The organism is Streptomyces fulvorobeus (assembly GCF_013167895.1).
GTDB classification, from domain to species: domain Bacteria; phylum Actinomycetota; class Actinomycetes; order Streptomycetales; family Streptomycetaceae; genus Streptomyces; species Streptomyces fulvorobeus.
In genome coordinates, this window is sequence record NZ_BLWC01000001.1 from 591,704 (window position 1) to 616,824 (window position 25,121).

The 25,121-nt window shown below is 71.0% G+C and carries 25 protein-coding genes and 2 pseudogenes; 15 read left to right on the top strand and 12 right to left on the bottom strand.

Annotated features, from left to right (window positions below; all coding sequences use genetic code 11):
• Window positions 1-75 precede the first annotated feature (75 nt).
• Window positions 76-1,044, top strand: coding sequence for an electron transfer flavoprotein subunit alpha/FixB family protein (locus Sfulv_RS02495; protein ID WP_173310844.1), 969 nt, complete (start codon window positions 76-78; stop codon window positions 1,042-1,044).
• A gap of 44 nt (window positions 1,045-1,088) precedes the next feature.
• On the opposite strand, the gene Sfulv_RS02500 is transcribed toward Sfulv_RS02495, so the two are convergent.
• Window positions 1,089-1,868, bottom strand: a complete 780-nt coding sequence (locus Sfulv_RS02500) for a LysR substrate-binding domain-containing protein (RefSeq protein ID WP_173310846.1) — start codon at window positions 1,866-1,868, stop codon at window positions 1,089-1,091.
• A gap of 58 nt (window positions 1,869-1,926) precedes the next feature.
• On the opposite strand from Sfulv_RS02500, the gene Sfulv_RS02505 reads away from it, so the two are divergent.
• The 7 genes from Sfulv_RS02505 (at window position 1,927) to Sfulv_RS02535 (ending at window position 8,022) form a co-directional block, all read left to right on the top strand.
• Window positions 1,927-2,328 (top strand): DUF5997 family protein, encoded by a 402-nt coding sequence (locus Sfulv_RS02505; RefSeq protein ID WP_173317537.1) that lies wholly within the window; start codon window positions 1,927-1,929, stop codon window positions 2,326-2,328.
• A gap of 257 nt (window positions 2,329-2,585) precedes the next feature.
• Window positions 2,586-2,948 (top strand): ANTAR domain-containing protein, encoded by a 363-nt coding sequence (locus Sfulv_RS02510; RefSeq protein WP_173310848.1) that lies wholly within the window; start codon window positions 2,586-2,588, stop codon window positions 2,946-2,948.
• Between the two features lie 210 nt (window positions 2,949-3,158).
• Window positions 3,159-3,953, top strand: a complete 795-nt coding sequence (locus Sfulv_RS02515; RefSeq protein WP_173310850.1) for a SigB/SigF/SigG family RNA polymerase sigma factor — start codon at window positions 3,159-3,161, stop codon at window positions 3,951-3,953.
• 45 nt (window positions 3,954-3,998) lie between these two features.
• Window positions 3,999-4,472, top strand: a complete 474-nt coding sequence (locus tag Sfulv_RS02520; protein WP_173310852.1) for an SRPBCC family protein — start codon at window positions 3,999-4,001, stop codon at window positions 4,470-4,472.
• Window positions 4,473-4,509: 37 nt separating this feature from the next.
• A complete protein-coding gene (locus Sfulv_RS02525; protein WP_173310854.1) occupies window positions 4,510-6,135 on the top strand; it encodes a phytoene desaturase family protein in 1,626 nt (541 codons plus the stop codon).
• A 437-nt stretch (window positions 6,136-6,572) separates the two neighbouring features.
• Entirely contained in the window at window positions 6,573-7,463 is an 891-nt protein-coding gene (locus Sfulv_RS02530; protein WP_173310856.1) for an SDR family oxidoreductase, read from the top strand.
• Between the two features lie 187 nt (window positions 7,464-7,650).
• The gene (locus tag Sfulv_RS02535; protein WP_173310858.1) at window positions 7,651-8,022 is read left to right on the top strand and encodes a VOC family protein; all 372 of its coding nucleotides are present in this window, start codon (window positions 7,651-7,653) and stop codon (window positions 8,020-8,022) included.
• Between the two features lie 72 nt (window positions 8,023-8,094).
• Here the strand turns inward: Sfulv_RS02535 and Sfulv_RS02540 are convergent, their stop codons facing one another.
• Both Sfulv_RS02540 and Sfulv_RS02545 read right to left on the bottom strand, forming a co-directional pair.
• Window positions 8,095-8,361: a DUF4235 domain-containing protein gene (locus Sfulv_RS02540; RefSeq protein ID WP_173310860.1), complete on the bottom strand. Its 267-nt coding sequence runs from the start codon at window positions 8,359-8,361 to the stop codon at window positions 8,095-8,097.
• Window positions 8,362-8,395: 34 nt separating this feature from the next.
• Window positions 8,396-9,442: an NAD-dependent epimerase/dehydratase family protein gene (locus Sfulv_RS02545; RefSeq protein WP_256669225.1), complete on the bottom strand. Its 1,047-nt coding sequence runs from the start codon at window positions 9,440-9,442 to the stop codon at window positions 8,396-8,398.
• Between the two features lie 221 nt (window positions 9,443-9,663).
• Between Sfulv_RS02545 and Sfulv_RS02550 the strand changes: the two genes are divergently transcribed.
• From Sfulv_RS02550 to Sfulv_RS02560, 3 genes are all read left to right on the top strand, one after another.
• Window positions 9,664-11,208, top strand: coding sequence for an FAD-dependent oxidoreductase (locus Sfulv_RS02550; RefSeq protein ID WP_173310864.1), 1,545 nt, complete (start codon window positions 9,664-9,666; stop codon window positions 11,206-11,208).
• Window positions 11,209-12,021: 813 nt separating this feature from the next.
• A complete protein-coding gene (locus Sfulv_RS02555; RefSeq protein WP_173310866.1) occupies window positions 12,022-12,726 on the top strand; it encodes a tectonin domain-containing protein in 705 nt (234 codons plus the stop codon).
• A 575-nt stretch (window positions 12,727-13,301) separates the two neighbouring features.
• Window positions 13,302-13,622 carry a recombinase family protein gene (locus Sfulv_RS02560; protein ID WP_256668797.1) on the top strand — a complete coding sequence of 107 codons (321 nt, stop codon included), beginning with the start codon at window positions 13,302-13,304 and terminating at the stop codon, window positions 13,620-13,622.
• A gap of 74 nt (window positions 13,623-13,696) precedes the next feature.
• Here the strand turns inward: Sfulv_RS02560 and Sfulv_RS02565 are convergent, their stop codons facing one another.
• The 3 genes and pseudogenes from Sfulv_RS02565 to Sfulv_RS02575 form a co-directional block, all read right to left on the bottom strand.
• The gene (locus Sfulv_RS02565; RefSeq protein ID WP_173310868.1) at window positions 13,697-13,888 is read right to left on the bottom strand and encodes a ricin-type beta-trefoil lectin domain protein; all 192 of its coding nucleotides are present in this window, start codon (window positions 13,886-13,888) and stop codon (window positions 13,697-13,699) included.
• A 14-nt stretch (window positions 13,889-13,902) separates the two neighbouring features.
• Window positions 13,903-14,714: pseudogene (locus Sfulv_RS02570) on the bottom strand (IS30 family transposase); the annotation flags it as partial.
• Window positions 14,715-14,788: 74 nt separating this feature from the next.
• A complete protein-coding gene (locus Sfulv_RS02575; RefSeq protein ID WP_173310870.1) occupies window positions 14,789-15,973 on the bottom strand; it encodes an alcohol dehydrogenase catalytic domain-containing protein in 1,185 nt (394 codons plus the stop codon).
• Between the two features lie 143 nt (window positions 15,974-16,116).
• Here Sfulv_RS02575 and Sfulv_RS02580 point away from each other — a divergent pair, with 143 nt between their 5' ends.
• Window positions 16,117-16,653 carry a cysteine hydrolase family protein gene (locus Sfulv_RS02580; protein WP_173310872.1) on the top strand — a complete coding sequence of 179 codons (537 nt, stop codon included), beginning with the start codon at window positions 16,117-16,119 and terminating at the stop codon, window positions 16,651-16,653.
• A gap of 208 nt (window positions 16,654-16,861) precedes the next feature.
• Window positions 16,862-17,725, top strand: a complete 864-nt coding sequence (locus Sfulv_RS02585; protein WP_173310875.1) for a short-chain dehydrogenase/reductase — start codon at window positions 16,862-16,864, stop codon at window positions 17,723-17,725.
• A 50-nt stretch (window positions 17,726-17,775) separates the two neighbouring features.
• Here the strand turns inward: Sfulv_RS02585 and Sfulv_RS02590 are convergent, their stop codons facing one another.
• The 4 genes from Sfulv_RS02590 to Sfulv_RS02605 form a co-directional block, all read right to left on the bottom strand.
• On the bottom strand, window positions 17,776-18,810 hold the full coding sequence (locus Sfulv_RS02590) for an iron-containing redox enzyme family protein (protein ID WP_173310876.1): 1,035 nt from the start codon (window positions 18,808-18,810) through the stop codon (window positions 17,776-17,778).
• Window positions 18,807-19,031, bottom strand: a complete 225-nt coding sequence (locus Sfulv_RS02595) for a CDGSH iron-sulfur domain-containing protein (RefSeq protein ID WP_256668798.1) — start codon at window positions 19,029-19,031, stop codon at window positions 18,807-18,809. Before Sfulv_RS02595 ends, Sfulv_RS02590 begins: the two co-directional genes overlap by 4 nt.
• Window positions 19,015-19,659 carry a HemK2/MTQ2 family protein methyltransferase gene (locus tag Sfulv_RS02600; RefSeq protein WP_173317538.1) on the bottom strand — a complete coding sequence of 215 codons (645 nt, stop codon included), beginning with the start codon at window positions 19,657-19,659 and terminating at the stop codon, window positions 19,015-19,017. The genes Sfulv_RS02595 and Sfulv_RS02600 overlap by 17 nt, the downstream gene beginning before the upstream one ends.
• Window positions 19,660-20,106: 447 nt before the next feature.
• The gene (locus Sfulv_RS02605; protein WP_173310878.1) at window positions 20,107-22,068 is read right to left on the bottom strand and encodes an acyl-CoA dehydrogenase family protein; all 1,962 of its coding nucleotides are present in this window, start codon (window positions 22,066-22,068) and stop codon (window positions 20,107-20,109) included.
• Window positions 22,069-22,278: 210 nt separating this feature from the next.
• On the opposite strand from Sfulv_RS02605, the gene Sfulv_RS02610 reads away from it, so the two are divergent.
• Window positions 22,279-22,449, top strand: a complete 171-nt coding sequence (locus Sfulv_RS02610) for a hypothetical protein (RefSeq protein WP_173310879.1) — start codon at window positions 22,279-22,281, stop codon at window positions 22,447-22,449.
• Between the two features lie 140 nt (window positions 22,450-22,589).
• Here Sfulv_RS02610 and Sfulv_RS02615 read toward each other — a convergent pair whose 3' ends face one another.
• Entirely contained in the window at window positions 22,590-23,012 is a 423-nt protein-coding gene (locus Sfulv_RS02615; RefSeq protein ID WP_173310880.1) for a YjbQ family protein, read from the bottom strand.
• Window positions 23,013-23,130: 118 nt separating this feature from the next.
• Between Sfulv_RS02615 and Sfulv_RS02620 the strand changes: the two are divergent.
• A pseudogene (locus tag Sfulv_RS02620) lies at window positions 23,131-24,230 on the top strand (NAD(P)-binding domain-containing protein).
• Between the two features lie 15 nt (window positions 24,231-24,245).
• Here Sfulv_RS02620 and mltG read toward each other — a convergent pair.
• On the bottom strand, window positions 24,246-25,094 hold the full coding sequence (mltG, locus tag Sfulv_RS02625; RefSeq protein ID WP_173310881.1) for an endolytic transglycosylase MltG: 849 nt from the start codon (window positions 25,092-25,094) through the stop codon (window positions 24,246-24,248).
• Window positions 25,095-25,121 lie beyond the last annotated feature (27 nt).

The window sequence follows — 25,121 nt, forward strand, 5'->3', positions numbered from 1 at the left end:
GCGTCTGGGTCGTTGGCCCCGTCTTCCCCGTGTGCCCCGTCTGTTCCCCTTCTCTTTTGGCTGGAGATCTTTGTCATGGCTGAAGTTGTTGTCTACGTCGATCATGTCGGCGGTGCTGTCCGTAAGCCCACGCTTGAGCTGCTGACGCTGGCCCGGCGTCTGGGTGACCCGGTGGCGGTGGCGCTGGGTGAGGGGGCGGCGGAGACCGCGGGGGTGCTGGCCGAGCACGGTGCGGTCAGGGTCCTGACCGCGCAGGCCCCGGAGTTCGCCGACTACCTGGTGGTGCCCAAGGTCGATGCCCTGCACGCCGCCTGCCAGTCCCTGGCCCAGCCCCCGGCCGCGGTGCTGGTGCCCTCCTCGGCCGAGGGCAAGGAGATCGCCGCGCGCCTCGCGGTGCGCACCGGGTCGGGGATCATCACCGACGCCATCGACATCGAAGCCGGTGACCTGGGCCCCGTCGCGACCCAGGCCGCGTTCGCCGCCTCCTACACCACCAAGTCCCGTATCACCCACGGCATCCCCGTGATCACGGTCAAGGCGAACTCCGCCCCCGTCCAGCCGGCCCCGGCCCCGGGCACGGTGGAAACCCTCACCGTCACCTTCACCCCCGCCGCGACCGGCACCCGCATCGTCTCGCGCACCCCCCGCCAGTCCACCGGACGCCCCGAGCTGACCGAAGCCGCGATCGTCGTCTCGGGGGGACGCGGCGTCAACGGCGCGGAGAACTTCGCCGTCATCGAAGCCCTCGCCGACTCCCTCGGCGCAGCCGTGGGAGCCTCCCGGGCCGCCGTCGACGCCGGCTGGTACCCCCACACCAACCAGGTCGGCCAGACCGGCAAATCCGTCTCCCCCCAGCTCTACATCGCCTCCGGCATCTCCGGCGCCATCCAGCACCGCGCAGGCATGCAGACCTCCAAAACCATCATCGCCGTCAACAAAGACCCCGAAGCCCCCATCTTCGACCTCGCCGACTACGGCATCATCGGCGACCTCCACACCGTCCTGCCCCAACTCACCCAAGAAGTACACACCCGCAAAAACTGAAACAAGGGGTACAGGCGCGGCACGGTCGGTTCCGGCGGACACCCCTAACGGCGGGGCTTGCCCCGCTTGGCACCCTTGGTGCCCTTGGCGCCCTTGGTACTCGCCGAGCCGCCCCGGGGGTTCTTGCCGGCCGACGGCCTGCCGGCGGCCTGCTTCCGCTTGGCGGTCGTCGTCTCGGTGCGCTTGCCCTTGGGCTGCGGCGGGGTCGGCGCACGGCCGCGGGTGCTGTTCACGGTCCGCCCGCGGACGATTCCGATGAACTCCTCCACCAGATCGGTGGTCTCCTCCTCCGGCCACGACAGCGCGACCCGCGACTCGGGAGCGTCCAGGAGGGGTCGGTAGGTGAGGTCCTTACGGTGGTGCAGACGCGCAAGCGACTGCGGGACAACGAGCACGCCGACCCCGGCCGCCACCAGTTCGATCGCGTCCTCCGTCGTGGCGGGGCGCTCCAGGGCGGGCCTGCCCGGCAGGCCGTCTTCCCATCCGAGGGTGTCGTCGAGGGGGTGGAGCACGATCTCGTCGGCCAGATCCGCGGCGGTCACCTCGTCCACCGCCGCCACGAGGTGTTCCTTCGGGACCACGACCACGGTCGTCTCGGTGTACAGCGGGATCGCGCTGAGTGACGTGCGGTCGATGGGCAGCCGCACGAATCCGGCGTCGGCAGCGCCGCCGCGCAGGGCGTCGGGGGCTTCGGCGGGGGCCACCGCCACGAGGGTCAGCGGGACGTCGGGCAGTCGCTCGTTCCAGATACGCACCCACTTGGTGGGTGTCACTCCCGGAACGTACGCGAGCCGGAACGAGGGGCGTACTTCCGGGCTTGTCACCCCGCCAGGTTACCGGTCGTGGTCGGAGGTGGCGCACATGCTCGATAGTCTTGACACCATGACGTCGCACCAGAACACCCAGACGATGAAGCCCGCGACAGCGGCGAAGAAGCTGGGTGTGTACCTCGAAGCCACCCCCGCCGAGTTCCAGGAGGGTGTCGTCTCGCGCACCGAGCTGACCGAGCTCCAGGCCGATCCGCCCGAGTGGCTGCTGGAACTGCGACGCAACGGCCCGCATCCCCGGCCCGTCGTCGCGGCCAGGCTGGGCATCTCCATCTCGGGCCTCGCGCGTGGCGGTGTCACCGAGGCGCTCACCACGGAGCAGATCGACGCGCTCAAGAAGGACAGCCCCGACTGGCTGCAGAAGGAGCGCGCGACCCAGGCGGAGGTCCGCAAGGAGTCCGTCCGCATCAAGGAGAAGAACGCGGAGCGTGACGCCAAGGCACCCGAGGGCGCCTGACCCCCGCACATCCGCAAGCCCCCTTCGGGCCCTCGCAGGCACCGGGGCGCCGCGGGTGGGGCGCTGCCGCAGGCCGGGCGCAACGCGAGGGCACGCGTGTCGATGCCCGTTGCGGGTACGCGTCGCTCCTAGGCTCCTTGCCGTGAAAGGGCAGGCCCGGCACCACGCCCCGGCCGCCACGACCGGGACGGGGCCCGCGTCGACGACACCCGCACGCAGGCAGGCGGGAGAGTGAGGAAGGGCGATGGGACGGACCCATGCAGGACCACCACTCCTTGGCACCCGACGTACGGGGGCACATCTCGCCCAGCGCCCCCGTACGGACCCCGCCGACGTCGCCGGACGAGCCGAGCGTCGAGTCGCTGCGGTGCGAGATCGAGGGGCTGCGCACCGCGCTCGCCTCCAGGCCCGTCATCGACACCGCGCGCGGCATCCTCATGGCCCTGGGCCCCTGCACCGGTGAGCAGGCGTGGCGGACGCTGGTGCACGCCTCGCAGCACAGCAACGTCAGGGTCCGCGACCTCGCCCATCAGCTCGTCGAGAGCTATCACGGGGTTCCTCTGCCGCCGGCCACCCGGCTCGTCCTGCGGTCCGCGATCAGGGCGGGCAGGACGGGCTGAGGGCCCCGGAATCCGGGCGCCCCGGCATGGTGCCACCCTCCGGTTCCCAAGATCGCGATCACACGTTTGGTCTATAATTGGGCGGGTATAGGTGTGTTCGTGCTTCGGACAAGAGGTACGCCCGTGGGAGTTGCACTCTGGGCGCCCCTGTCCAGGTCCGCGCTCCCGCGGTGACGTGACCGAAGGCATCACCGTCGAGGAGTGACCACCATGGCTGACGCATCTTCCGTAAGGGAGCGTTCGTACGCCGACACCCCGTCGACCGACCTCGCGTTCCGCCGACTGCGTACCCTTCCGCCCGGACCCGAACGGGACCAGCTGCGCCAGGAGACGGTCTGCGCCTGGCTCCCGATGGCCCATCGGCTGGCGACCCGGTTCCGCAACCGGGGGGAGGCGATGGACGACCTCCGCCAGGTCGCGGCGATGGGACTCGTGAAAGCCGTCGACCGCTACGACCCGCACAGGGGGAAGGCGTTCGAGACGTACGCCGTGCCCACGGTGGTGGGAGAGCTCAAGCGCCACTTCCGGGACCACACCTGGGACGTCCATGTGCCCCGGCGTGTCCAGGATCTGCGCAACCGGGTCCGGGTGGCACGCCGGGAGCTGACCCAGAGCGGCGAAGGACGCGTCCCCACGTGTGCGGAGATCGCGGCGGAGACCGGCCTGAGCGAGGAGGACGTACTGCTGGGCATGGAGGCCCTCGACAGTTACAGCACCCTGTCGCTGGACGCCGATCTGCCGGGCGCCGACGACGGGTTCTCCCTGGGGGACACGCTCGGCTGCTGGGACAAGGCGATGGAGATCGCCGTGGACCGTGAAGCGGTGAAGCCAGGGCTGCGCCGCCTGCCCGAGCGGGAGCGCACCATTCTGTATCTCCGGTACTTCCGTGACATGACCCAGGTCAGCATCGCGGAGACGCTCGGCATCTCCCAGATGCACGTCTCCCGCCTGCTCAGCCAGTCCTGCGAGCAACTGCGCCTGCAGGTCATGCAGGGGGCCGGGTGAACGCGGCCCGGCCCCACGATCCGATCCGACCAGCCAGGAGGACCCATGGCCGTCCGGCACCACATCATCGACCGACCGCCCTCCGCCCTGTGGGCGGTGCTTGAGGAGGAGACGCTGTACGGAAAGTGGGTCGTGGGCACGAGCGAGTCCCGCAGGGAGTCGGGCACCTGGCCGGAGACCGGATCGGCGATCACGTACACCGTGCGTCTGGGCCGCAAGGAGTTCACGGGCCGTACCGTCGTCCGGCGCATCGACCGGCCGCGCGCGCTCGAACTGGAGGCGGAGAGCGGGCCGTTGGGCAGCGCGCGCATCTCCTTCGACATCCGCCCCTGGGGTGACAAGACCCTGGTGCTCCTCGACGAGCACCCGCTGCGCGGGCCCGGCGGCATGCTCCACAACACTCTGATAGACGCCGCCATACAGCTCCGCCACAGGGCGATGCTGGCACGGCTGGCGCGGGTGGTCGAATCCTGGACGACAGAGTCCGGCGCGCGCGCCGGCACGGGCTCGGCCGAATGACGGCCCGGCCGCCGTTCCTGCGACGAAGGGAGCCGCGATGGTCGACGCGGTGGTGATCGGAAGCGGCCCCAACGGTCTGGTCGCGGCCAACCTGCTGGCCGACGCGGGCTGGAGTGTGGAGGTGCTTGAGGCCGCGAGCGTGCCGGGCGGCGCGGTACGCAGCGACCAGGGCGTCCACCCCGACTACGTCAGCGACCTCTTCAGCTCCTTCTATCCCCTCGCCGCCGCCTCGCCCGTCCTCTCCCGGCTCGACCTGGGCCGCGAGGGGCTGCGCTGGACGCACGCGCCGCGGGTGCTCGCCCATCCCCTGCTGGACGGCCGGTGCGCCGTACTGGACCGCGACCGGGCGGTGACCGCCGCGGGGCTCGAGGAGTTCGCGCCGGGCGACGGGCAGAGCTGGCTGGACCTGTGCCACATCTGGGACCGGCTCGGCAGCGACGTGGTGAGCGCGCTGTTCGCCCCCTTCCCGCCGGTCCGCTCCACCGCAGCGCTGGCCGCGCGGCTCCGCGGAGTGGGCGGGCTGAGGCTGGCCCGCAGCATGATCCTGCCGGTGCGCCGGCTCGGCGAGGAGGAGTTCGCCGGGGACGGCGGCCGGCTGCTGCTCGCGGGCAACGCGCTGCACGCGGACCTGGCCCCCGAGGCCGCGGGAAGCGGCGGCTACGGCTGGCTGATGTCCATGCTGGGGCAGTTCTTCGGCTTCCCCGTCCCGGTCGGCGGGGCGGGTGCGCTCACCGCGGCCCTGGTGAGGCGGCTGGAGGGGCGCGGCGGATCGGTCAGGTGCGGTCAGCGGGTGACCGAGGTGGTCGTGCGGCGCGGCCGTGCCGTGGGGGTCCGTACGGCGACCCGGGAAGCCGTTCCCGTACGCAAGGCCGTGCTCGCCGATGTGTCGGCGCCCGCTCTGTACGGGGAACTGCTCGCCCCGGAGCACCTGCCCTCGCGGGTCCTGGACGATCTGCGGCGGTTCCAGTGGGACTTCGCCACCTTCAAGGTCGACTGGGCGCTGGACGGGCCGATCCCCTGGAGCTCCCCGGAGGCAGCGACGGCGGGCACGGTGCATCTGGCGGACGGGGTGGACGAGTTGACGCGGTTCGCCGCGCAGATCGCCCGCGGTCTGATCCCCGACCGCCCCTTCTGCCTGGTGGGCCAGATGACCACGTCGGATGCGACCCGTTCGCCGCTGGGCACCGAATCGGCGTGGGCGTACACCCATGTGCCCCGGCAGGTGAAGGCGGACGCGGGAGCGGACGGGCTCTCCGGGGAGTGGGGCACCCGGGAGCGGGAGGCCATGGCGGACCGGGTGGAACAGCAGGTCGAGCGGTATGCCCCCGGTTTCCGCGATCGGGTCCGCGCCCGGCGTGTCATGGCGCCGCCGCAGCTCCAGGAGGCCGACGCGAACCTGCGGGACGGGGCGATCAACGGCGGCACCGCCGCGCTGCACCAGCAGCTGTTCTTCCGCCCGGTGCCCGGCACGGGGCGGCCCGAGACCCCGGTCAAGGGCCTCTATCTGGCCTCGGCCTCCGCACATCCGGGCGGCGGGGTGCACGGGGCCCCCGGCGCCAATGCCGCGCGGGCCGCGATCCGTGCGACCCGTGGCACCGCCGCGGCACTGAGCTCGGCCCAACGTCTGCTCGCCCGGCGCGACCGCGCGGGGGAGACCTCCTGACCGCCTCCGTGTGAGAGCGAGGCCAGCCAGGTCGCCGCGCCGCACCGCCCCTGCTCCGCGCAGCGGCCGGGTTCAGGCCGGTGTCCGGGCCGACGCGTCGCGGTACGGGGCGGCGCCCGCCGGGTTCCTGCGGGCGCCGCCTGGCTTCCAGCCGTGCTCAGGGGTGATCGGGCTGCTGCTCGGGCGGGCGGCCGCCGCCCTTTCCGCTGCGGCGCAGTTCCGGTGGTTGCGGGTTGGACATGTCAGCTCCTTTGGGGGTCGCTGCCTGCGTGCCCTCCGGGTCCCCCGTTCCGTGCTGTCGACCCATCCTCTCCGAGGGCGTGCGCGGGGGCGTTTTGTTCGCCGTTCACCCGAGCGGGGTGATTGTTCCGCCGTCTCCTGGGAACTCGGGCAGCACGCAATTCGCCCATCCGTCGACCATCGAGGAGAAGGACACCGTGACGAGCGACAGCGGACAGCCCCAGGACCCGACGCGGCGGTTCCCGCAGCCCGACTTCCCGCAGCAGGAACAGGACCATCCGGGCTGGACGGGGCCGATGGACCCGCCGCCGGACCACGGCGAGGACTCCTACCGGGGCCATGAGCTCCTGCTCGACCGCAAGGCGGTCATCACCGGAGGCGACTCCGGGATCGGCCGCGCGGTCGCCCTCGCCTTCGCCCGTGAGGGGGCCGATGTCCTGTTCACCTATCTGTCCGACGAGGAGGACGACGCCCAGGAGACCGTCCGGCTGGTGGAGCGCGAGGGCCGCAAGGCCGTGCCCGTCGTCTGTGACATCCGGGACGAGAAGCAGTGCAGGTCCCTGATCGAGCGGGCCGTGTCGGAGTTCGGCCGCATCGACATCCTGGTGAACAACGCCGCGTACCAGATGTCTCAGCCCGAGGGCATCGCCGCCATCTCGACCGACCAGTTCGACCGGGTGGTGCGCACCAACCTGTACGGCATGTTCTGGCTGTGCAAGACGGCACTGCCGCACATCCCGGCCGGTGGTTCGATCATCAACACCACCTCGGTGCAGGCGTACAAGCCCAGCCCGCATCTGCTCGACTACGCGATGACGAAGGGTGCGATCGTCACCTTCACGCAGGGGCTCGCGCAGATGCTGGCCTCCTCCGGCGTCCGTGTGAACGCGGTGGCGCCGGGGCCCGTCTGGACACCGCTGATCCCGGCGACAATGCCCGACACCACGGAGTTCGGGAAGCAGAGCCCGTTGGGGCGCCCCGCGCAGCCGGCCGAGATGGCGCCCGCCTATGTCTTCCTCGCCTCGGCCAACGCGTCGTTCATCACGGGCGAGATCATGAACGCGACCGGCGGTACACCGCTGCCGTGAGCGGGATTGGCCGGGAGGGCGCCGGGAAGGCGAGCCGTATGCCGGCGAACCATCGTGACGAGGCGGGGAAGAGCGTCCCTGACCCCGCCGACCCACGCCGGCCACGGTCCGCGTCCGCGCGGACGGCGAAGGCCCCTGAACCTGTCGGCGGACCCTGTCGACGAGACCCACGGACGGAAGGACGGACATGCCCATCGCCACCTACTCCCTCGTCGCTCTCGACTGCCCCGACCCGCCGGCACTCGCCGGTTTCTACCGGACGGTGCTGGGAGGGGAGGTCAAGAAGCACAGCGACGACTGGTACGACCTGCACGTTCCGAGCGGCGCCCGGATCGCCTTCCAGCGGGCCGCCGACTACCGGGCCCCGGAGTGGCCCCGGGGCGACCGCAACTCACAGCAGGCCCATCTGGACTTCGACGTGGCGGACATCGACCGGGCCGAGGAGCAGGTGCTCGCCGCCGGGGCGACACCGCTGGACGTGGACGACCGGGACGGCGAACGCGGATTCCGGGTGTACGCGGACCCGGCGGGCCATCCGTTCTGCCTCTGCCGCGAGTAGGCCGCCAGGCGTACGGGAGGTCCGGGGGCCCGGGCGGACAGCACCGCCCCGGGCCTCCCGTACGCCCTGTCCTCAGCCCGGCCAGGCTCCCGTCAGCCGGCGGATGACCGTCGCGCCGCCCCGGTCGGCCAGCGCCTTGACCGCCGCGAAGATCGCGCCCTGGACCGCCGCCGCCAGCAGGATCTCGCGCCACTGCCGGTGCTCGTCCGTCGCGTCGGGCGCGTCCTCCTCGCTCTTCACGTGCTTCCACACGGACTTGAAGAGAGCCCCGGCCACCAGGCCGCTCACGGACCCGAAGACCAGGCCGACCGGCTTGTACGCCGCCTTCGCCACGTTCATCGCTACTCCCCTTCTGTCACCCCACCCGGTCGGTTCAGCCCACCCGCTTGCCTGCCAGCGGGGCGGTGTCCTCGCCCGCCCCTTGACGTACACCCTTCAGAAACGCGGTCAGCGCCTCGGCCGCCGTGTGGACGGGCCGCCATCCCAGTACCTCGTGTGCCCTCGTGCTGTCGAGCACCGGCAGGCGCAGCACGGCGTCGAACAGATGCGGGGACGCCGGTACGGCGTGTGCCTGCCACGCGGCCGCCAGTGCGGTCCGCACGAGGGCCCGGGGCACACGGACGACTCGGGCACCGAACAGTTCGGCCAGCTGCCGGGCGTCGGTCACGGAGTCGGCCGTCAGGTTGAACGCGCCCCGCGCGTCCCCGAGCACCGCGAGCCGGTACGCCTCGGCGGCGTCGTCGGTATGGAGCACCTGGAAACGCAGGCCCTCCAGATCGGGTACGAAGGGCAGCAGGTCGGGCCTGAACAGGCCGCCGGGGACGTACCGGCCGGCGAAGATCCGGCGCTGTTCGCTCGCCGCGCTCTCCTTGAAGAGGAAGCCGGGCCGCATCCTGACCACCCTGATCTCCGGGTGGCGCAGCTCGAAGGTGTCGAGAACGCGCTCCAGATACGCCTTCTCCCGGCAGTAGGCCGCGTCCGGCCAGCCGTTCGTGGGCCACTGCTCGTCGACGCCGGGTTCCTCCTTCGGACCCGGCGAGTAGGCGCCCACGGACGAGGCGTGCACCAGCGCGGGCACGCCCGCGTCGGCAGCCGCCTCGAAGACCCGGATGGAGCCGAGCACGTTGCTCTGCCAGGTGACCACGGGATCGTGCGTCGGCTGGAAGCGCCACGCCAGGTGCACCACGGCATCCGCGCCGCGCAGCAGGTCCCTCAGCGGACCGCTGCTCGCGGGCTCCGAGAGGTCGACGGTCTCCCACCGCACGCCCTCGGTCCACAGCTTCGGCCGTCTGCGGGCCAGGCCCAGGACGGAGCCGACCTCGGGGTCCCGGGCGAGTGCGGTGACCACACTGGTCCCCACGTTGCCGGTGGCCCCCGTGACCACGACGCGTTTGCCGGGGGCGGATCTGGTGCCATGGATCGCTCGCTCACTGCCGTTGCCGGGCCGGCGTCCCCGCAGCCCCGGTGGCTGCGGCTCCCCCGTCGGCCCGGGCGTTTCCCGCCGGGTATCCAGTCGCCGAGGGAAATAACCTGAAACCGGGCGGAAACCACATCGGGTGGAAGCTCACGGAGTGTGCCGCCGACCGAGCCGGGCACTCGCAAAGTTCGCCGGCCGAACCGACACCGACCTGGGAGAACACCATGACGCATCCGAGCCCGCTGCCCGGACAGGACGAATCGTTCTGGATGGAGAGCACGGGAAGTCCCGTGCGCGCACCCCTCACCGAGGACATCGAGGTGGACGTGGCCGTGGTGGGCGGCGGGATCGCGGGGCTGAGCACCGCGTGGGAGCTGACGCGGGCGGGCCGGCGGGTCGCCGTGCTGGAGGCCGACCGCATCGCGTCCGGAGTCACCGGATACACCACGGCCAAGGTGTCCGCGCTGCACTCACTGGTCTACGACCAGCTGCGCCGGACCCGGGGCGTCGAAGGAGCGCGGCTCTACGCGCTGTCGCAGCAGGACGCGGTGGAGCGGGTGGCGGACATCGTCCGCGAGCTGGAGATCGACTGCGACCTCGAACGGGTCAGCGCCTACTCCTACGCCGCCGACCCCTCGTCCCGCGGCGCGGTCCAGGCGGAGGCCGAAGCCGCCGCCGAGGCCGGTCTCGCCGCGTCGTACGTCACCTCGACCGAGCTGCCCTTCGACGTCGCGGGGGCGGTGCGGCTGGACGGGCAGATCCAGTTCCACCCGCGCAAGTACCTGCTGGCCCTCGTCGACGACCTGGTGGAGCGGGGCGGGCTCGTCTTCGAGCGCAGCCGGGTCACCGGCCTGTCCGAGGGCTCACCGTGCCGGGTGACGACCGAGTCGGGGGCCTCGGTGACCGCCCATGACGTGGTCGTCGCCACGCACTACCCCGTCTTCGACCGGGCGATGCTCTTCACCCGCCTCTCCCCGAACCGGGAGCTGGTGGTGGCCGCGCCCATCGACGCGGACCGGGCGCCCGAGGGCATGTACATCACCGAGGACGAAGGCAAGCGCTCCGTCCGCTCGACACCGCTCGGCGACGGGAAGCGGCTCCTCATCGTCACCGGGGAGAGCTTCACCCCCGGCACCGGCGACCCCCGCGAGGCGTTCCTCCGGCTGGACGCCTGGATGCACGAGCGCTTCCCGGTGGGACCCACCGCGTACCGCTGGGCAGCACAGGACAACGCTCCGAGCGACACCGTGCCGCTCGTCGGCCCGTTCCACATCGGTGCCCGTCACACGTACGTGGCGACCGGCTTCGGCGGCTGGGGGATGACCGGCGGGGTCCTCTCCGGCCGCCTGCTGGCCTCGCTCATCACGGGGTCGGGAGAACCCCTGCCGTGGGCCGGCCTCTACGACCCGCGGCGGGTTGGCAGCACCCTGCGGGAGGCCCCTTCCCTGCTCGGCATGCAGGCCGAGGTGGCGAAGCACTTCGCCGGTGACCGCCTGAAGGTCACCCACGTCGACTCGGTCGTCGACATCGCCCCGGGGACGGGTGCGGTGGTACGCCTCAACGGCCGCCGCTGCGCCGTCTACCGCGACCAGGACGGTACGCCGCGGGCCGTGTCGGCCCGCTGTACGCACCTCGGGTGCCTGGTGGCCTTCAACGAGGCGGAGACCTCCTGGGAGTGCCCCTGCCACGGCTCGCGCTTCGGGGTCGACGGCGCGGTACTCCAGGGCCCGGCGGTCCGTCCCCTGGAGCGGCTGGACGTGGAGGTGTAGGGACCGCAGTCTGCTGAGCACGGCTTCCTGCGGAAACGGGGGATTCCGCGCGCGATGAGCACCGTGTGCGGGTGCCGATCATGAACATAACGCTCCGCTCGGGTGCTTTTGGTGGTCGCTGTGAGTAGCGGCGGCCGACTCTTGCGCTCCGGACCCCGGGCAGGGGTGAGAGGGGGTGGGAGATGGTGCGTTGTGGATGGGCTCTCCGTAGGCGTTGAGGAAGGGGTATGCGGTCCTCCCCGCACTGAATGTGGACGTGTAGCGGTGGGAGGAACAATGGTCCGGAGAATCGCCGGTTCGGGTAACCGGCGATCGGCGGCTATGTTCCGCCCGGCAGGACGGATGCGCCAGCTTCCGGCGCTGGTGGTCTTGTCCGGTCGCTGCACTGAAACCGCATCTGCGGGAGGAACAGCGGGGTCCGGTGATCCCACGATCCCGGGGCATGGGCTATTTGCGTGAGGTGGGTCGCGCACAGCCGTCAAGGAACAGTCCGGCGGATCGAGGGGCGGATGGCCGCCCTGGGGGCAGTGACCCGTTCACGCCCTAGCGTTTGCCGGTCTCTGCAAAGCCGCACCGTCGGACCGGCCGAGGGGATACACGCACTGGTGATCTTGTCGATCCCCCGGGGGAGGACAGCTCTTCCGGTCGAAAGGACGCCCGTCAGGCCGTTGCCTCCCTTGCCTTGCAAGCCAGTGGGAGCGGAAACCTCGACTTACTGACTTGTTTGCTATTAGGACAAGCGTTCACGCGTCTTATTGCCTTATCCGATCGCGCAGGATGGCCGCACCAACGGTTCGAGGAAAGGTGTTCGGCATGGCGGATTGGGTGAAGGTCGCGGGCGGTCTCTCGGCAATCTCGGCGGGGTCCAGGACGACGGTGTGGGGTGTGAACGCGGCGAGCGCGATCTACCACCACACGAACTACGACGCCAACCCCTGGATCAACATCCCCGGCGGGCTGAGTGACATCGGCGCGGGCGCGGACGGCACCGTGTGGGGCGTCAACGGCGGCAACCAGATCTTCCGGTACGCCGGAGACCAGGGTGCGTCGAATCCGTGGACGCACATCAACGGCAGCCTCGTCCGCATCGACGCGGGCTCCCGGACGAACGTCTGGGGGGTGGACTCCGCCAGTGCCATCTACCGGTACACGAACCACGACGCCAACCCGTGGATCAAGATCCCTGGGGCACTGAGCGACATCGGCGCCGGTGTCGACGGCACCGTGTGGGGCGTCAACAGCGGCGGCCAGATCTTCCGCTACACCGGGGACCACGACGGCTCGAACCCGTGGAAGAACATCACCGGCGGACTCAGCCGCATCGCGGTGGGCTCCCGGACCAACGTGTGGGGCGTCAACGCGGCCGGAGCCATCTACCGGTACACCAACAACGACGCCAGCCCGTGGATCAACATCCCTGGCACCGCCACCGACATCGCCGCCGGCGCGGACGGTACCGCCTGGCACGTCAACAAGAACGGCGACATCTTCCGGTACACCGGCGACCAGCCGAGCTGACCCCGCTGCTGAGCTGTCCGTGCGGGCCCCGACCGTGACTGAGGTCGGGGCCCACACGTCTGCACCCAAGGCATTGCGGGAGCCCGGCGGCCGGTGCAGCGGATCATGGAAACGGTGCGAAAGGAACCGACATGCAGCCGCTCGGCATACGGTCGCAGCAGATCGACCAGCTGCTGGTCGGCGTCCAGGACGTGTGCGGGGGCCCCGGCGGCGTCTGGACGAGCTGGGCGTCGACTTGCTCGAAAGCCGCGGTGAGCGCCGGGGCCGGTGGGCATCCGGCTGTCCTTGAAGTCGTGCCAGGCCGCCCTGGCGAGCTGCCGCTGGCTGTCGCGTTCGAGTTCAGCGACCTCGGCCATGGACAGCCCTGGGCGCCGCCGGGGCGGAGCGCGTACTCCTCGGTTGTGGCGGCGGGGACCTACCTGTTTGAGCGGTGCGCTGTGGATGGGCTCTCCGTAGGCGATAGGGGCAGGGGCCAAGCGCAGGATGGCCGGTTTGGGTAACCGGCGATCGGCGGCTATGTCGTCGTCCCGTCGCTGGACCGGCTCGGCCGCTCCATCCAGGACCTCATCGCGATCGTGTCCGGCCTGTGCAAGCGTGGCGTCGGCTTCACCTCGCTGCACGAGGCGCTCGATACGACCACGCCCGGCGGGCGCCTGGTCTTCCACGTGTTCGCGGCCCTGGCGGAGTTCATCCGCGAACTCATCGTGCAGGGCACCAACGAAGGTCTGGACGCCGCCCGCGCCCGCGGTGCCCGGCTCGGCCGCCCGCCGGCGATGACCGAGGAGCAGGTACGTCACGCCCGCGACCTACTCGCCGCCCGGAGAACACCGTCACCTCGATCGCCAAGCTCCTCGGCGTCTCCAGGAACGCGATCTACAACTACGTACCCGAGCTGAAGGGCGGCCGCCTAGCACTCGCCGAGACCACCAGCACGGCGGAACTGCCCCGGCCCTCTAGGTCAGAGGACTGATCACCGTCGTTCGCGGCTGGTGACAGGGTTCTTACCGGCACCTCTACTTTCGGGGCCGACGAACTTGCCCGTCGCCGGGTTGGCCAGGGTGACGTTGTCGTTGGTAAGGACCTCGACCTGCCACTGCTGCTCCGCGCTGCTGCCGAAGCTGCCCGCGAACACGAGGTCCTTGTCGCCCAGCAGCGTCAGCACCTCCCCGTCCTGCCTGCCGAGGCGCCGTCCTTGCCGATGATCAGGTCCCTTTCCCAGTGGTCGGGAACCGCCCGGTCTTCTGCGTCGGCGGGCCGGTCGCTGATCGTGACCATGGGGTCCTTGAACGCGGCTGGCGGCAGTTGGCCTGCCGCTGGGGCTTGCGGCGGGTGCGTCCCGTACGCAGGGTTCGGGCGGCCTCGCGGCGCAGTTCACCCCGGCCCTGGACGTAGAGGGCCTGGTAGACGGTCTCGTGGACCACGTGCATCTTCGGCCGGTCGGGGAAGCTCATCCGCGGAGCCTGGCAGATCTGTTCAGGGCTCCACCGCTGGTTCAGGCCCGCCTGGACGAAGTCCCGCAGTTCTGGGTTCTGCCTGATCTTCCCCGGCTTGGGGCGTGGCCGTCGCGCATCGGCGCGGGCCTGGGCGGCGCGGGGCCGGCAGTGCCACGGTCCGCGGGCCCCGTTCGTGCGGTTGCGCCGGATCTCGCGGCTGAGCGTGGACGGGCTGCGGCCCGGTTCTACGGCGATCGCACGCACCGTCGTCTCCTCCCGCAACCGGTCGGCGATGCAGACCCGGTCCGCCCCGCCCAGATACCTGGACGGACCAGAAGGCGGCACCACCGGCCGAACCGGGGGTGCCGCCTTCTGCTTGCGCTCGGCGCTGCGACCGTTGCGCCTTCGGCGCCCGGCCTTCGTGTTGATGCCGACGGACTGGCACGCGTGCCCGTTGCTGAAGCCCTGCTGCATGAGCCGGAAGTATTCCTCCCGCTCACGCAGCGGCTTCCTCGGCTCCTGAGCAGTCCGGATCCCCCGGATCTTGAAGTCCATCGCATCCCCGGAGCTGGGGTGTTGCGAGGACCACTAGAACCCAAGGAGGGTGCGCGCCCGGCCGCGTCGTCGTCTCACGGCACGAGCAGGGTCTTGATCATGCCGTCGGCCTTCTTCTGGAACGTGGCGTACGCCTGCGGGCCCTCCTCGAGCGGCAGCCGATGCGTGGCGAAGGTGTCCACACCGAGCGGGTCGTCGTCGGTGAGCAGTGGAAGGATGTCGTCCACCCAGCGCAGGACGTTGGCCTGCCCCATGCGGAACTGGATCTGCTTGTCGAACATGGTCAGCAGGGGCATCGGGTCGGCGGCCCCGCCGTACACCCCGGACACCGAGATCGTGCCACCCCTGCGCACCACGTCGACCGCCGTGTGCAGGGCCGCCAGCCGGTCCACGCCCACGGTCTCCATCAGGCGGGTGGCGAGGGCGTCGGGCAGCATCCCGACCGCCGCGTGCCCCGCCTTGGCGACGGGCGCGCCGTGCGCCTCCATGCCGACCGCGTCGATCACCGCGTCGGTGCCCCGCCCGTCGGTGAGGTCACGGATGGCGTCGCCCAGGTGCTTGCCGTGCCTGCGCAGGTCCAGGCACTTCACCCCGTACTCGCTCGCCCGGTTCAGCCGGTCGGGTACGAGGTCCACGCCCACGACCAGTTCGGCGCCCCGGTGCAGCGCGATCCGCGCGGCCATCGCTCCGATCGGGCCGAGACCGAGCACGGTGACCGAGCCTCCGGGCGGAACGGCGGCGTACTCCACGGCCTGCCACGCGGTGGGGAGCACGTCCGAGAGGTAGACGAAGCGGTCGTCCGGCGGCCCGTGCGGGACCTTCACCGGAAGCGTGTTGCCGAACGGGACCCGCAGGAACTCCGCCTGTCCCCCCGGCACCTGGCCGTACAGCTTCGTGTAGCCGAAGAGGGAGGCACCCGTGCCGTACTTGTGCACCTGGGTGGTCTCGCACTGGGACTGGAGCCCCTGGTCACACATGAAGCAGTGGCCGCACGAGACGTTGAAAGGGACGACGACCCTGTCCCCGGGGACGAGGGCGGTCACCTCCGGGCCGACCTCCTCCACCACACCCATCGGCTCGTGGCCCAGGATGTCACCGGGATCGAGATAGGGGCCGAGCACCTCGTAGAGATGCAGATCGGAACCGCAGATCCCGGTGGAGGTGATCCTCACGATGACGTCGGTCGGGTCCTGGATCCGGGGGTCGGGGACGGTCTCGACCCGGACGTCCCGCTTTCCCTGATAAGTCAGTGCGCGCATGGTGCGGCTCGCTTTCCACGGTCGGTCGCCGATTTCCCCCGCTACGGACGCGTGCCGGGTTCCCCGGAGAACAACGGCAAAACGTGAAGGGCGAGAGTGCATTCCATCCGGAAAGCCGGGCGGCACGATGGGAACATGGAGTCATGGGAAAGAGCGCTCTCGTCGTCGTCGACATGATCAATACCTATGACCACCCGGACGCGGAACTCCTGCTCCCGTCCGTGCGGACCGCGCTGCCACGTGTGACCCGCCTCATCGAACGCGCCCGTGAGGAGGGCGTCACCGTCATCTACGTCAACGACAACTTCGGGGAATGGCGGTCCCACCACGGTGAGATCGTCGAGACCGCGCTGTCCGGCAGGTACGCGGAACTGGTCGAACCGGTACTCCCGGACGACGATTCCCTGTTCGTCGTGAAGGCCAGGCACTCCATCTTCTACGAGACACCGCTCGGTTATCTGCTCTCGCAGCTGGGCGTGGATCACGTGGTCCTCTGCGGCCAGGTCACCGAGCAGTGCGTGCTGTACTCCGCTCTCGACGCACACATCCGCCATCTGCGGGTAAGCATTCCTGAGGACTCGGTGGCCCATATCCACAAGGATCTGGCCGAGGCGGCTCTGCACATGATGGAACGCAACATGAGCGCCGCCATCCGGACCGCGGAGACGATCGAGTTCTAGGCCGTCGACAACGAGGACGGGGTGGGACAGGACGCCGGAGACGGTCGCCTCCCCGCCGCCGCCTCCTGACCCCGCCGCCCCCGCAATGCGCGCGGCTACGCGCGCTGGAACCATGGGGAGGTCCGGCGCGGGACGGGAGGGCGGCGGACCGGCAGGTACGACCGCGAGACGACCGACCGCTCGACCGCTCGACCGCGAGGAGACTCCGATGACCGCTGGACAGCATGTGCTCAGGGGCCGTACCGCCGTGGTGACGGGTGCCGCACGTGGGGTGGGCGCGGCCGTCGCCACGGCGCTGGCCGCGCGGGGGGCCCGGGTGGCCCTGCTCGGCCTGGAGGAGGAGTCGCTCGCCGCGGTGGCCGCCGCGCTGCCCGCTCCCGCGCTCTACCGGCACGTCGACGTCACGGACGACGCGGCGATGGCCGACGCGGCCGAAGAGGTACGCCGCACGCTGGGCGACGCCTCCGTCGTGGTGGCCAACGCGGGGGTGGCGGAGGGCGGCCCCTTCCTCGAATCCGACCCGGTCACCTGGCGCCGCGTCATCGAGGTCAATCTCGTGGGGAGCGCCGTCACGGCCCGCTCCTTCCTCCCCCAGCTCCTCCGCACCCGGGGCTACTACCTGCAGATAGCGTCCCTGGCCTCGATAGGCGCGGCGCCGATGATGAGCGCCTACTGCGCGTCGAAGGCAGGGGTGGAGTCCTTCGCCCAGTCCTTGCGGGCCGAGGTGGAGTCCCGGGGGATCGGCGTCGGCACCGGGTACCTCAACTGGACCGACACGGACATGATCCGGGACGCCGACCAGCACGCCGTCCTGCGTGAGCTGCGCGCGCACATGCCGCCGCCCGCACGGAAGATCTACCCCGCCGGGTACGTGGCCGAAGCCCTGGTGCGGGCCGTGGAGCGGCGCTCGGCCACCGTCTACGTACCCCGGTGGCTGCGGGCCGTGCAGGTGGTGCGCGCCGCCCTGCCCGGGGTGGTCGTCCGCTACTCGCGGCAGGAGCTGACGCGCTCGGAGTTCTCCCCGACCGGCCTGCTGGGAGCCGGTGGACGCGCGGCGGCCGAGGATCTCTGAACTCCGAGGATCTCCGAACAGGACGTTCAGAGGTTCGGTGGACCGGCGGTTCAGCTGGACGCGGAAGGCGGCGTACGCAGAGCGGTGCGGCCACCGCGCCAGCTCGCCAGCAGGTGCTCCCCCAGCCGGTCCTCCAGCAGGCCCGTGGTCTCGATGCCGAGGACGATGTCCGGTGCGAGCTGCGGCTCGTCCTCCAGCAGCCCACCGATCACGTCCCGGCGCACGACCTGTTCGTGGACCGCGTCCGCCTCCACGTGCTCGTCGTAGAACCGTTGCGCGGCGGCCCCGGCCCCGGCGCGGCGCAACGCCTTCGCCAGCCGCCGGGACCCCGGTGAGGAGGTGATCTCGACGGCTGCGAAATGGCCGACCAGCGCACCGCGCAGGCGCCGGTGCAGACCGAACAGGGACATCTGGTTCACGGTCGCCAGGGCCTCGGCGGGGGCCGTTTCCAGGTAACGGCCGTACGCCGGGTCCAGACCGAGGTCCGCCATCAGGTCGGCGTACAGCCGGGCGTGGATGTTCTCGGCCCGGCCGGCACCGAACTCGTCGTACTCGACGGCGACCATGGCCGCTTTCGCCCGGCCCCGGAGCCTCGGCACCACCCACACATGGGGGTCCGCCTCCTTCAGGTGGTAGAGCGAACGCAACGCGGCGTACTCACGGAGCTGTTCGAGTGTGCCCTCGCGCTGGAGGTGGTGGCTGACGCTGTGGCCGTCGTCGCCGACGGGCTCCAGAAGCAGCGCGCCCACCGCTTCCTCGACGTCCTTTCCGCCCGTGGTGCCCTCGCGCAGCGCGCGCAGGAAGACGTCTTCGGCGGCGGCGCGGACCGCCAGCAGCCGCGGCTCCCACTCCAGGGCCTCGTCCACCTCCGCGAAGCCGCGGTAGTGGAGCTCGTAGAGGACGTACAGGAGAAGCTGGAGATCGTCTCCGTACGGGTCGGCGCGAGCTGTCTCGTCCTCGGACGGCAGCGCCCCCGGCCGCCCGGCCAGAGCGGCGAGAACGCGCTCGGAGAGTGGTCCCCGGGGGTCCGGGAGAGCGGGCTCGGTCTCCGGACGGTGGGTGTGTGCTTCAGGGCTGGGCGTCACGGCGATGTGTCCTCACCTTCCTCGGCGGGTTTCCTGCGGCGGTGGCTGGTGTCGCACCAGGGGTGGATGCGGCTGCGGCGACAGGTGCAGATCGCCACGACGAAGCGGTCGGAGACGACCGACTCCCCCTCGTCCGTCGTCATTTCGACCGGCCCCTCCACCAGGATCGGGCCGTCTCGTTCCACCACCACGCGACGCGGGGGTTCAGCGCTTGCGGGCACGGATGACCACCAGCTCTTCCTTGTCCATATGGGTCGCCAGCAGGCCGCGCGCGCGAAGCCACGCGAGCCGGCTGCGGGTCACGGGCCCGAACGGGATGACGATCCGGTCGTTGACCGATGCCTCCATCCCGGCCCGCGACAGCCGGCGCACGGTCTCCTCGGGGCAGCTGAGGGCGGAGTGCACGATCAGCATCAGCCCGCCGGGGCGGAGCACCGCGGGGGCCTCGTCGCAGATCCGGTTCACGACGATCCGCCCGTCGAGGCCCGCGTCCCAGGCCCGTCGGGCACCCCGGCGCGGCGGTGCCGCGCTCGGCGCGGGCACGTACGGCGGATTGCTGACGACCGCGTCGAACGATCGGCCCTCCACCGCGGAGAGCAGATCTCCCCGGTGTACGGACACGGGCAGACGGGTGAGCGCGGAGTTCAGCCGGGCCGAGGCCACAGCCCGTCGGCTGATGTCCACAGCGGTGACGCGGGCGCCCAGGCGCGCGGCGTGGAGTGCCAGCAGTCCGCTGCCGGTGCAGAGGTCCAGAACCTCCATGCCGGGCCGGATGCCCTCACGCCGCATCGCCGCCGCCAGCAGCAGGCTGTCGGCCTGCGGGCTGTACACACCGGGCAGACAGACCATCCTGCCCGGCCATGGAAGATCGTGCACCGACCCCACTTCGGCCTCTGGAACGCTCACCGGCACCTCCCGCACTGGACGACTGCTTACAGGCTCGGACAAACGTCACCGGCCTGCCACTCCTGCACCACTCGGCCCCTGCCGCACCTTTGGGCGCAGGGGGCCCTACCGCATCTGCCGCATCAGCGTGCCCCGGATCGGCTCCGCCAATCACCCAGTCACCGCCCCCACCAGCGCGGGTCCGCGATTCGCGGCGAGCCCGCGGTCCGCGAGCGGTGCGTGATCGCCTGACTCGGTGCGACCACGTCCGGAGCCGGGAGTGCTGCTGCCCCGCCCGCCCTTACCGGCCTTGCGCGGTCCCCCGCCCGCGGCCGCAGAAGTGCGCCGTCTCCGCCTGCCTGCGGGCGTTCATCTCGGCGTCCTCCATGGCGGTCCGCGTACGGCCGGAGGTCAGCCCACCAGATCCGGCGAGCGCAGCATCTCGGCCGGGATGCCCCAGGCGTCGACGAGGCCGACCGCCAGGGGCCGGACCTTGCGGCAGAGGTCGTTCACCTCACGGGTGATCGCCTTCGAACGCTGGACGGTCAGCCGGCCGTGCTCCATGAACCAGGCCCGGTCCGCCTCGATCGTCGACAGGGCGTGCAGGTCGCACAGCAAGCCCAGCGCGACCTTGTTGTCGCCGTCAGGCAGCGCACGCACCTTGTCCACGAACGCCTCGAGCACCAGCCGCTCGACGTGTGCGTGGGCGACCGCGATGACGTGGTCCTGCACCTGCGAGAAGACGACGCCGGGGTCACGCTTCTGGTCGATCCCCCGCTTGAGCCTGCGGACCACACCGGCGAGCATGTGCTCCTCCCGGTAGCGGACCATGGCGAGCTGGTACTCCGAGTCGAGCAGGCCGGCTTCCTGGTCCCACTCGTCGCCGCCGGGCAGCAGGTCTCGTACCCGCTCCAGCAGCTTGTGGGCGGACGTCCTCTCGATGACCGTCTCGACGGCGAGGCTGGTGACGAAGCGGACCATGCCGAGCTGGTCCAGATCCTCGAACTCGCTCGCGTAGTGGGTGAGCAGCCCTTTGGCGACCAGTTGCAGCAGGACGTGGTTGTCGCCCTCGAAGGTGGTGAAGATGTCGCTGTCCGCCTTCAAGGCGGCGAACCGGTTGACGGTGAGATAGCCGGCGCCGCCGCACGCCTCACGGCACTCCTGGATCACCCGGGTGGCGTGCCAGGTGGCGAGTGCCTTGGTGCCTGCGGCCCGTGCTTCCAGCCGGCGCCGTGCGTCCGCGTCGTCCTCGATGCCGGAGAAGATCTCGTGCAGCTGCGTACGCACGACGTCCTGTGCGAAGTGCAGCGCATACGTACGCGCGATGAGCGGCAGCAGACGCCGCTGGTGCAGGCCGTAGTCGAGGAGCAGTTGCTCCTCCGCGTCCGGCGTCGCGGGGAACTGCCGACGCCGCACGGCGTACTTCGTGGCGATCGTGAGGGCCACCTTGGCGGCGTTGACCCCGGCGCCGCCGACACTCACCCGGCCCTGCACCAGCGTGCCGAGCATGGTGAAGAAGCGACGGTCGGGGTTCTCGATCGGGCTCGTGTACACGCCCTCGGCGGTGACGTCGGCGAACCGGTTGAGCAGCGCCTCGCGCGGCACCCGCACACCGTCGAACCAGATGCGCCCGTTGTCCACGCCGTTGAGGCCCATCTTGCGGCCGTCGTCCTCGATCCGGACGCCGGGCGCCACCTCGCCGCCGACCCGGACCGGCACCACGAACGCGTGCACGCCCTTGGCCTTCCCGCCCACCTCCAGCTGGGCGAAGACGACCGCCAGCTCGGCGTGGCGGGCCGCGTTGCCGATGTAGTCCTTGCGCGCCTGGTCGCCGTGGGTGGTGATGACGAACTCCTGGCGGGCGGCGTCGTACCGTGCGAGCGTGCCGAGCGCCTGGACGTTGGAGCCGTGCCCGGTCTCGGTCATCGCGAAGCAGCCCATCAGCTGACCGGTGATCAGGTCCGGCAGATAGGCGTCGTGGTGACGCTCGGTGCCCAGGTGCAGGATCGCGCCGCCGAAGAGGCCGAACTGCACGCCGACCTTCACGAGCACCGACAGGTCACCGAAGGCGAGCGTCTCGAACGCGGCGATCGAGGCCCCGAGGTCGCCGCCCCCGCCGTATCCGCTCGGGAAACCCATGCCGGTCTGGCCCGTCGCGGCCATCTCGACCACGATCTCGCGCACCCGCTCGCGGAACGCGTCGACGCCGAGCTCTTCGGCCTCCTGGAGGACGGAGGCGTACGCCACCAGGTTGGTCCGGACAAGGTCGCGGACTTCGGCGTACTCACCGTCGAGCAGCTCGGTCAGCGCCCGGACGTCGACCTCGGGCTGCACGTAACCGCTCCCGGCGGTAGATGTTCTGTCAGTGGCCATGCCACTTCGCTACCCCGCCCGAGGACGGTCAAGCGGTCGGCCAGGGCTGTGGGAGCCATCCGGGGGAAGCCCTGCGGGGGTCACTGAGCGTGTGCCCCGCACGCCGCATCCCGGGGGACCCGGCAGGCGTCCCGAAGCCGGAGCGGAAACGGGGTCTGTCCCTGGAATGTCCGGGCACACGCATCTCACGCCCTTCGAAAGGAGCACCACATGCTCGGCATCGCCGCAGCCGTCCTGTTCGTCATCGCCTTCCTGATCAACGCAGCGGACATCGCCACCAACGACCTCTTCTCCTCGGTGAACATCATGCTCGTGGGCCTGGCACTCCTTGCCCTGCACGTCGCCGGGGTCGGAGCCAACCGCCCTTCCCGCAGACGCTGACGACGCCGGCGGAAACCCGGCGCGGGCGGGCGCCCATCGAGCTGCCTCCCCCGCACCGCGCGGAACAGCCCTGGTCCCGGATTCTCCGGGGCCAGGGCTGTTCCGCGTGAGCCCGCCTCGATAGCCACCGAAGCGATTGGTCAGCCCAGGAAGCTCAGCCGCACTTGACGGTCGGGATTGTCCTTGTTCGTGTCGACCAGGCACACGGACTGCCACGTGCCCAGCTCCAGTCGTCCGCCGATCACCGGCAGCGTGGCGTGGGGCGGCACCAGGGCCGGGAGTACGTGGTCGCGGCCGTGGCCCGGAGTGCCGTGGCGGTGCTGCCAGCGGTCGTCGGCGGGAAGCAGGGTGTGGAGCGCGGCCAGCAGGTCGTCGTCGCTGCCCGCGCCCGTCTCCAGGACGGCGATGCCGGCCGTCGCATGCGGGACGAAGATGTTCAGGAGGCCGTCCCCGCCGTGGGCGGCGGAGGCGAGGAACTGTTCGCATTCCGCCGTCAGGTCGGTGACGGTCTCGGTCGCTCCGGTGGCGATGTGGATGACGCGCGTGGTGAAGGTTTCCGACATGGCTCCCATTCTCCCGGCACGGGAAACGGACCGCGCAGTCGCGGGCAGCACCCTTCCGGCAGGGCGGCACCTCTGGTCGCGCGGGAAGATCCGGGACTCCGGCAGAGTTGGTAGAAGCGTGAACAACTTCGGGACACGTGAGCCGGCTGTCGTCGTGGTGGGCGCGGGGCAGGCCGGGCTGTCCAGCGCCTACCACCTGCGGCGAGCCGGGCTGGAGCCGGACCGCGACTTCGTCGTCCTCGATCACGCGCCCCGGGCGGGCGGCGCCTGGCAGTTCCGCTGGCCCTCGCTGACGTACGGGAAGGTGCACGGCATGCACGCCCTGCCCGGGATGGAGCTGACCGGCGCCGATCCCGGCAGGCCCTCGTCCGAGGTGATCGGCGCGTACTTCCACGCGTACGAACACCGCTTCGACCTGCGGGTGCACCGGCCGGTGGAGGTGAGCGCAGTCCGGGAGGGGGACGGCGGACGGCTGCTCGTGGAGACCTCCGAAGGCGCGTACGCCACGCGGGCCCTGATCAGCGCCACGGGCACCTGGAACCGGCCCTTCTGGCCGCGCTGTCCGGGACAGGAGACCTTCCGGGGCCGTCAGCTGCACACGGCCGACTATCCGGGGCCCGGCGCGTTCGCCGGGCAGCGGGTGATCGTCGTGGGGGCGGCGCTTCGGGCACCCAGCATCTGATGGAGATCGCGGAGGTGGCGGCCGGGACGTTCTGGGTGACGCGCAGGCCGCCGGTGTTCCGCGACGGACCGTTCGGCGAGGAGGAGGGGCGCGCCGCCGTGGCCACCGTGGAGGACCGGGTACGTCAGGGACTTCCGCCCCGGAGCGTGGTGAGCGTGACCGGGCTGCCGCTCACCGAGGCCGTCCGGGATGCCCGGGAGCGGGGAGTCCTCGACCGGATCGACATGTTCGACCGGATCACCCCGAACGGGGTGGCCTGGGACGACGGCCGGAGCGTCGACGCCGACGTCATCGTGTGGGCGACCGGTTTCCGGGCGGCTGTCGGCCATCTGACGCCGCTGAAGCTGCGCGAGCCCGGCGGCGGCATCAGGCTCGACGGCACTCAGGTGGTACGGGACGCACGCGTCCATCTCGTCGGGTACGGCCCGTCGGCCAGCACGATCGGCGCCAACCGGGCGGGGAGGGCGGCGGTCCGGGCGGTCAAGCGGCTGCTGGACGGGGCCGGGCACCCGGCTCCGGTTCCGGTTCCGGCCTGAGGCGGGGCGGCCCGCTCAGCCCGTGGTGGCGGAGCGCCGTCCGCGGTTGAACTCCTCGACATTGGTCCGCTGTTCGTCATAACTGTCGGTGAAGCGCGTGTCCCCCGGCCCGACCGTGACGAAGTACAGCCACGGCCCCTTCGGCGGATTGATCGCCGCCCGCATGGCCTGCTCCCCCGGGTTCCCGATGGGGGTCGGTGGCAGCCCTTTGCGTGCGTAGCTGTTGTACGGGCTGTCGATCCTCGTGTCATCCGAGGTGGTGTCCAGGGTGGAGCGCTTCAACGCGTAGTTGAGCGTCGAGTCCATCTGGAGAGCCATGTCCCGGGAGAGCCGGTTGTAGATCACCCTGGCCACCTTGTCCATGTCGGAGCCGGTGTCCGCCTCCGCCTGCACGATCGACGCGATCGTCACCGTCTGGTAGACGGAGACGCTGTTGCGCTGCGCCCCGGCCGTGATGTGGTCCGCGCCGAACCGCTTCGCCGCCGTCTCCACCATGTAGCGCAGCAGGCTCTCGGGTGTCGTGTCGTCGTCGACGGGATACGTCGCCGGGAAGAGGTAGCCCTCCGGATTGCCGCCGGCTGCGGCCGGAAGGGGAAGCCCGGCCCTGTCCACCGCCTTCCGGGTGCTGCCCGGCGCCAGACGGAGGGCCTTGTCCGCCGCCGCGTATACCTGGGAGGCACGCCACCCCTCGGGAATCACCAGCAGCCGGGGCTCCTCCCTCGGCTCCTCCCGCCCGAGCAGCAGGAGCGGCACCAGCACGGCCGCTGCCACGACGAGCGCGGCGCCGATGAGCAGTACCAGGCGCCCGCGCCTGGTCGGGCGGATTCCGCGGCGGGGCGGGGCGCCCGGGGGCTCGTTGACCATACGGGTACGTTAACCCGGACATATGCC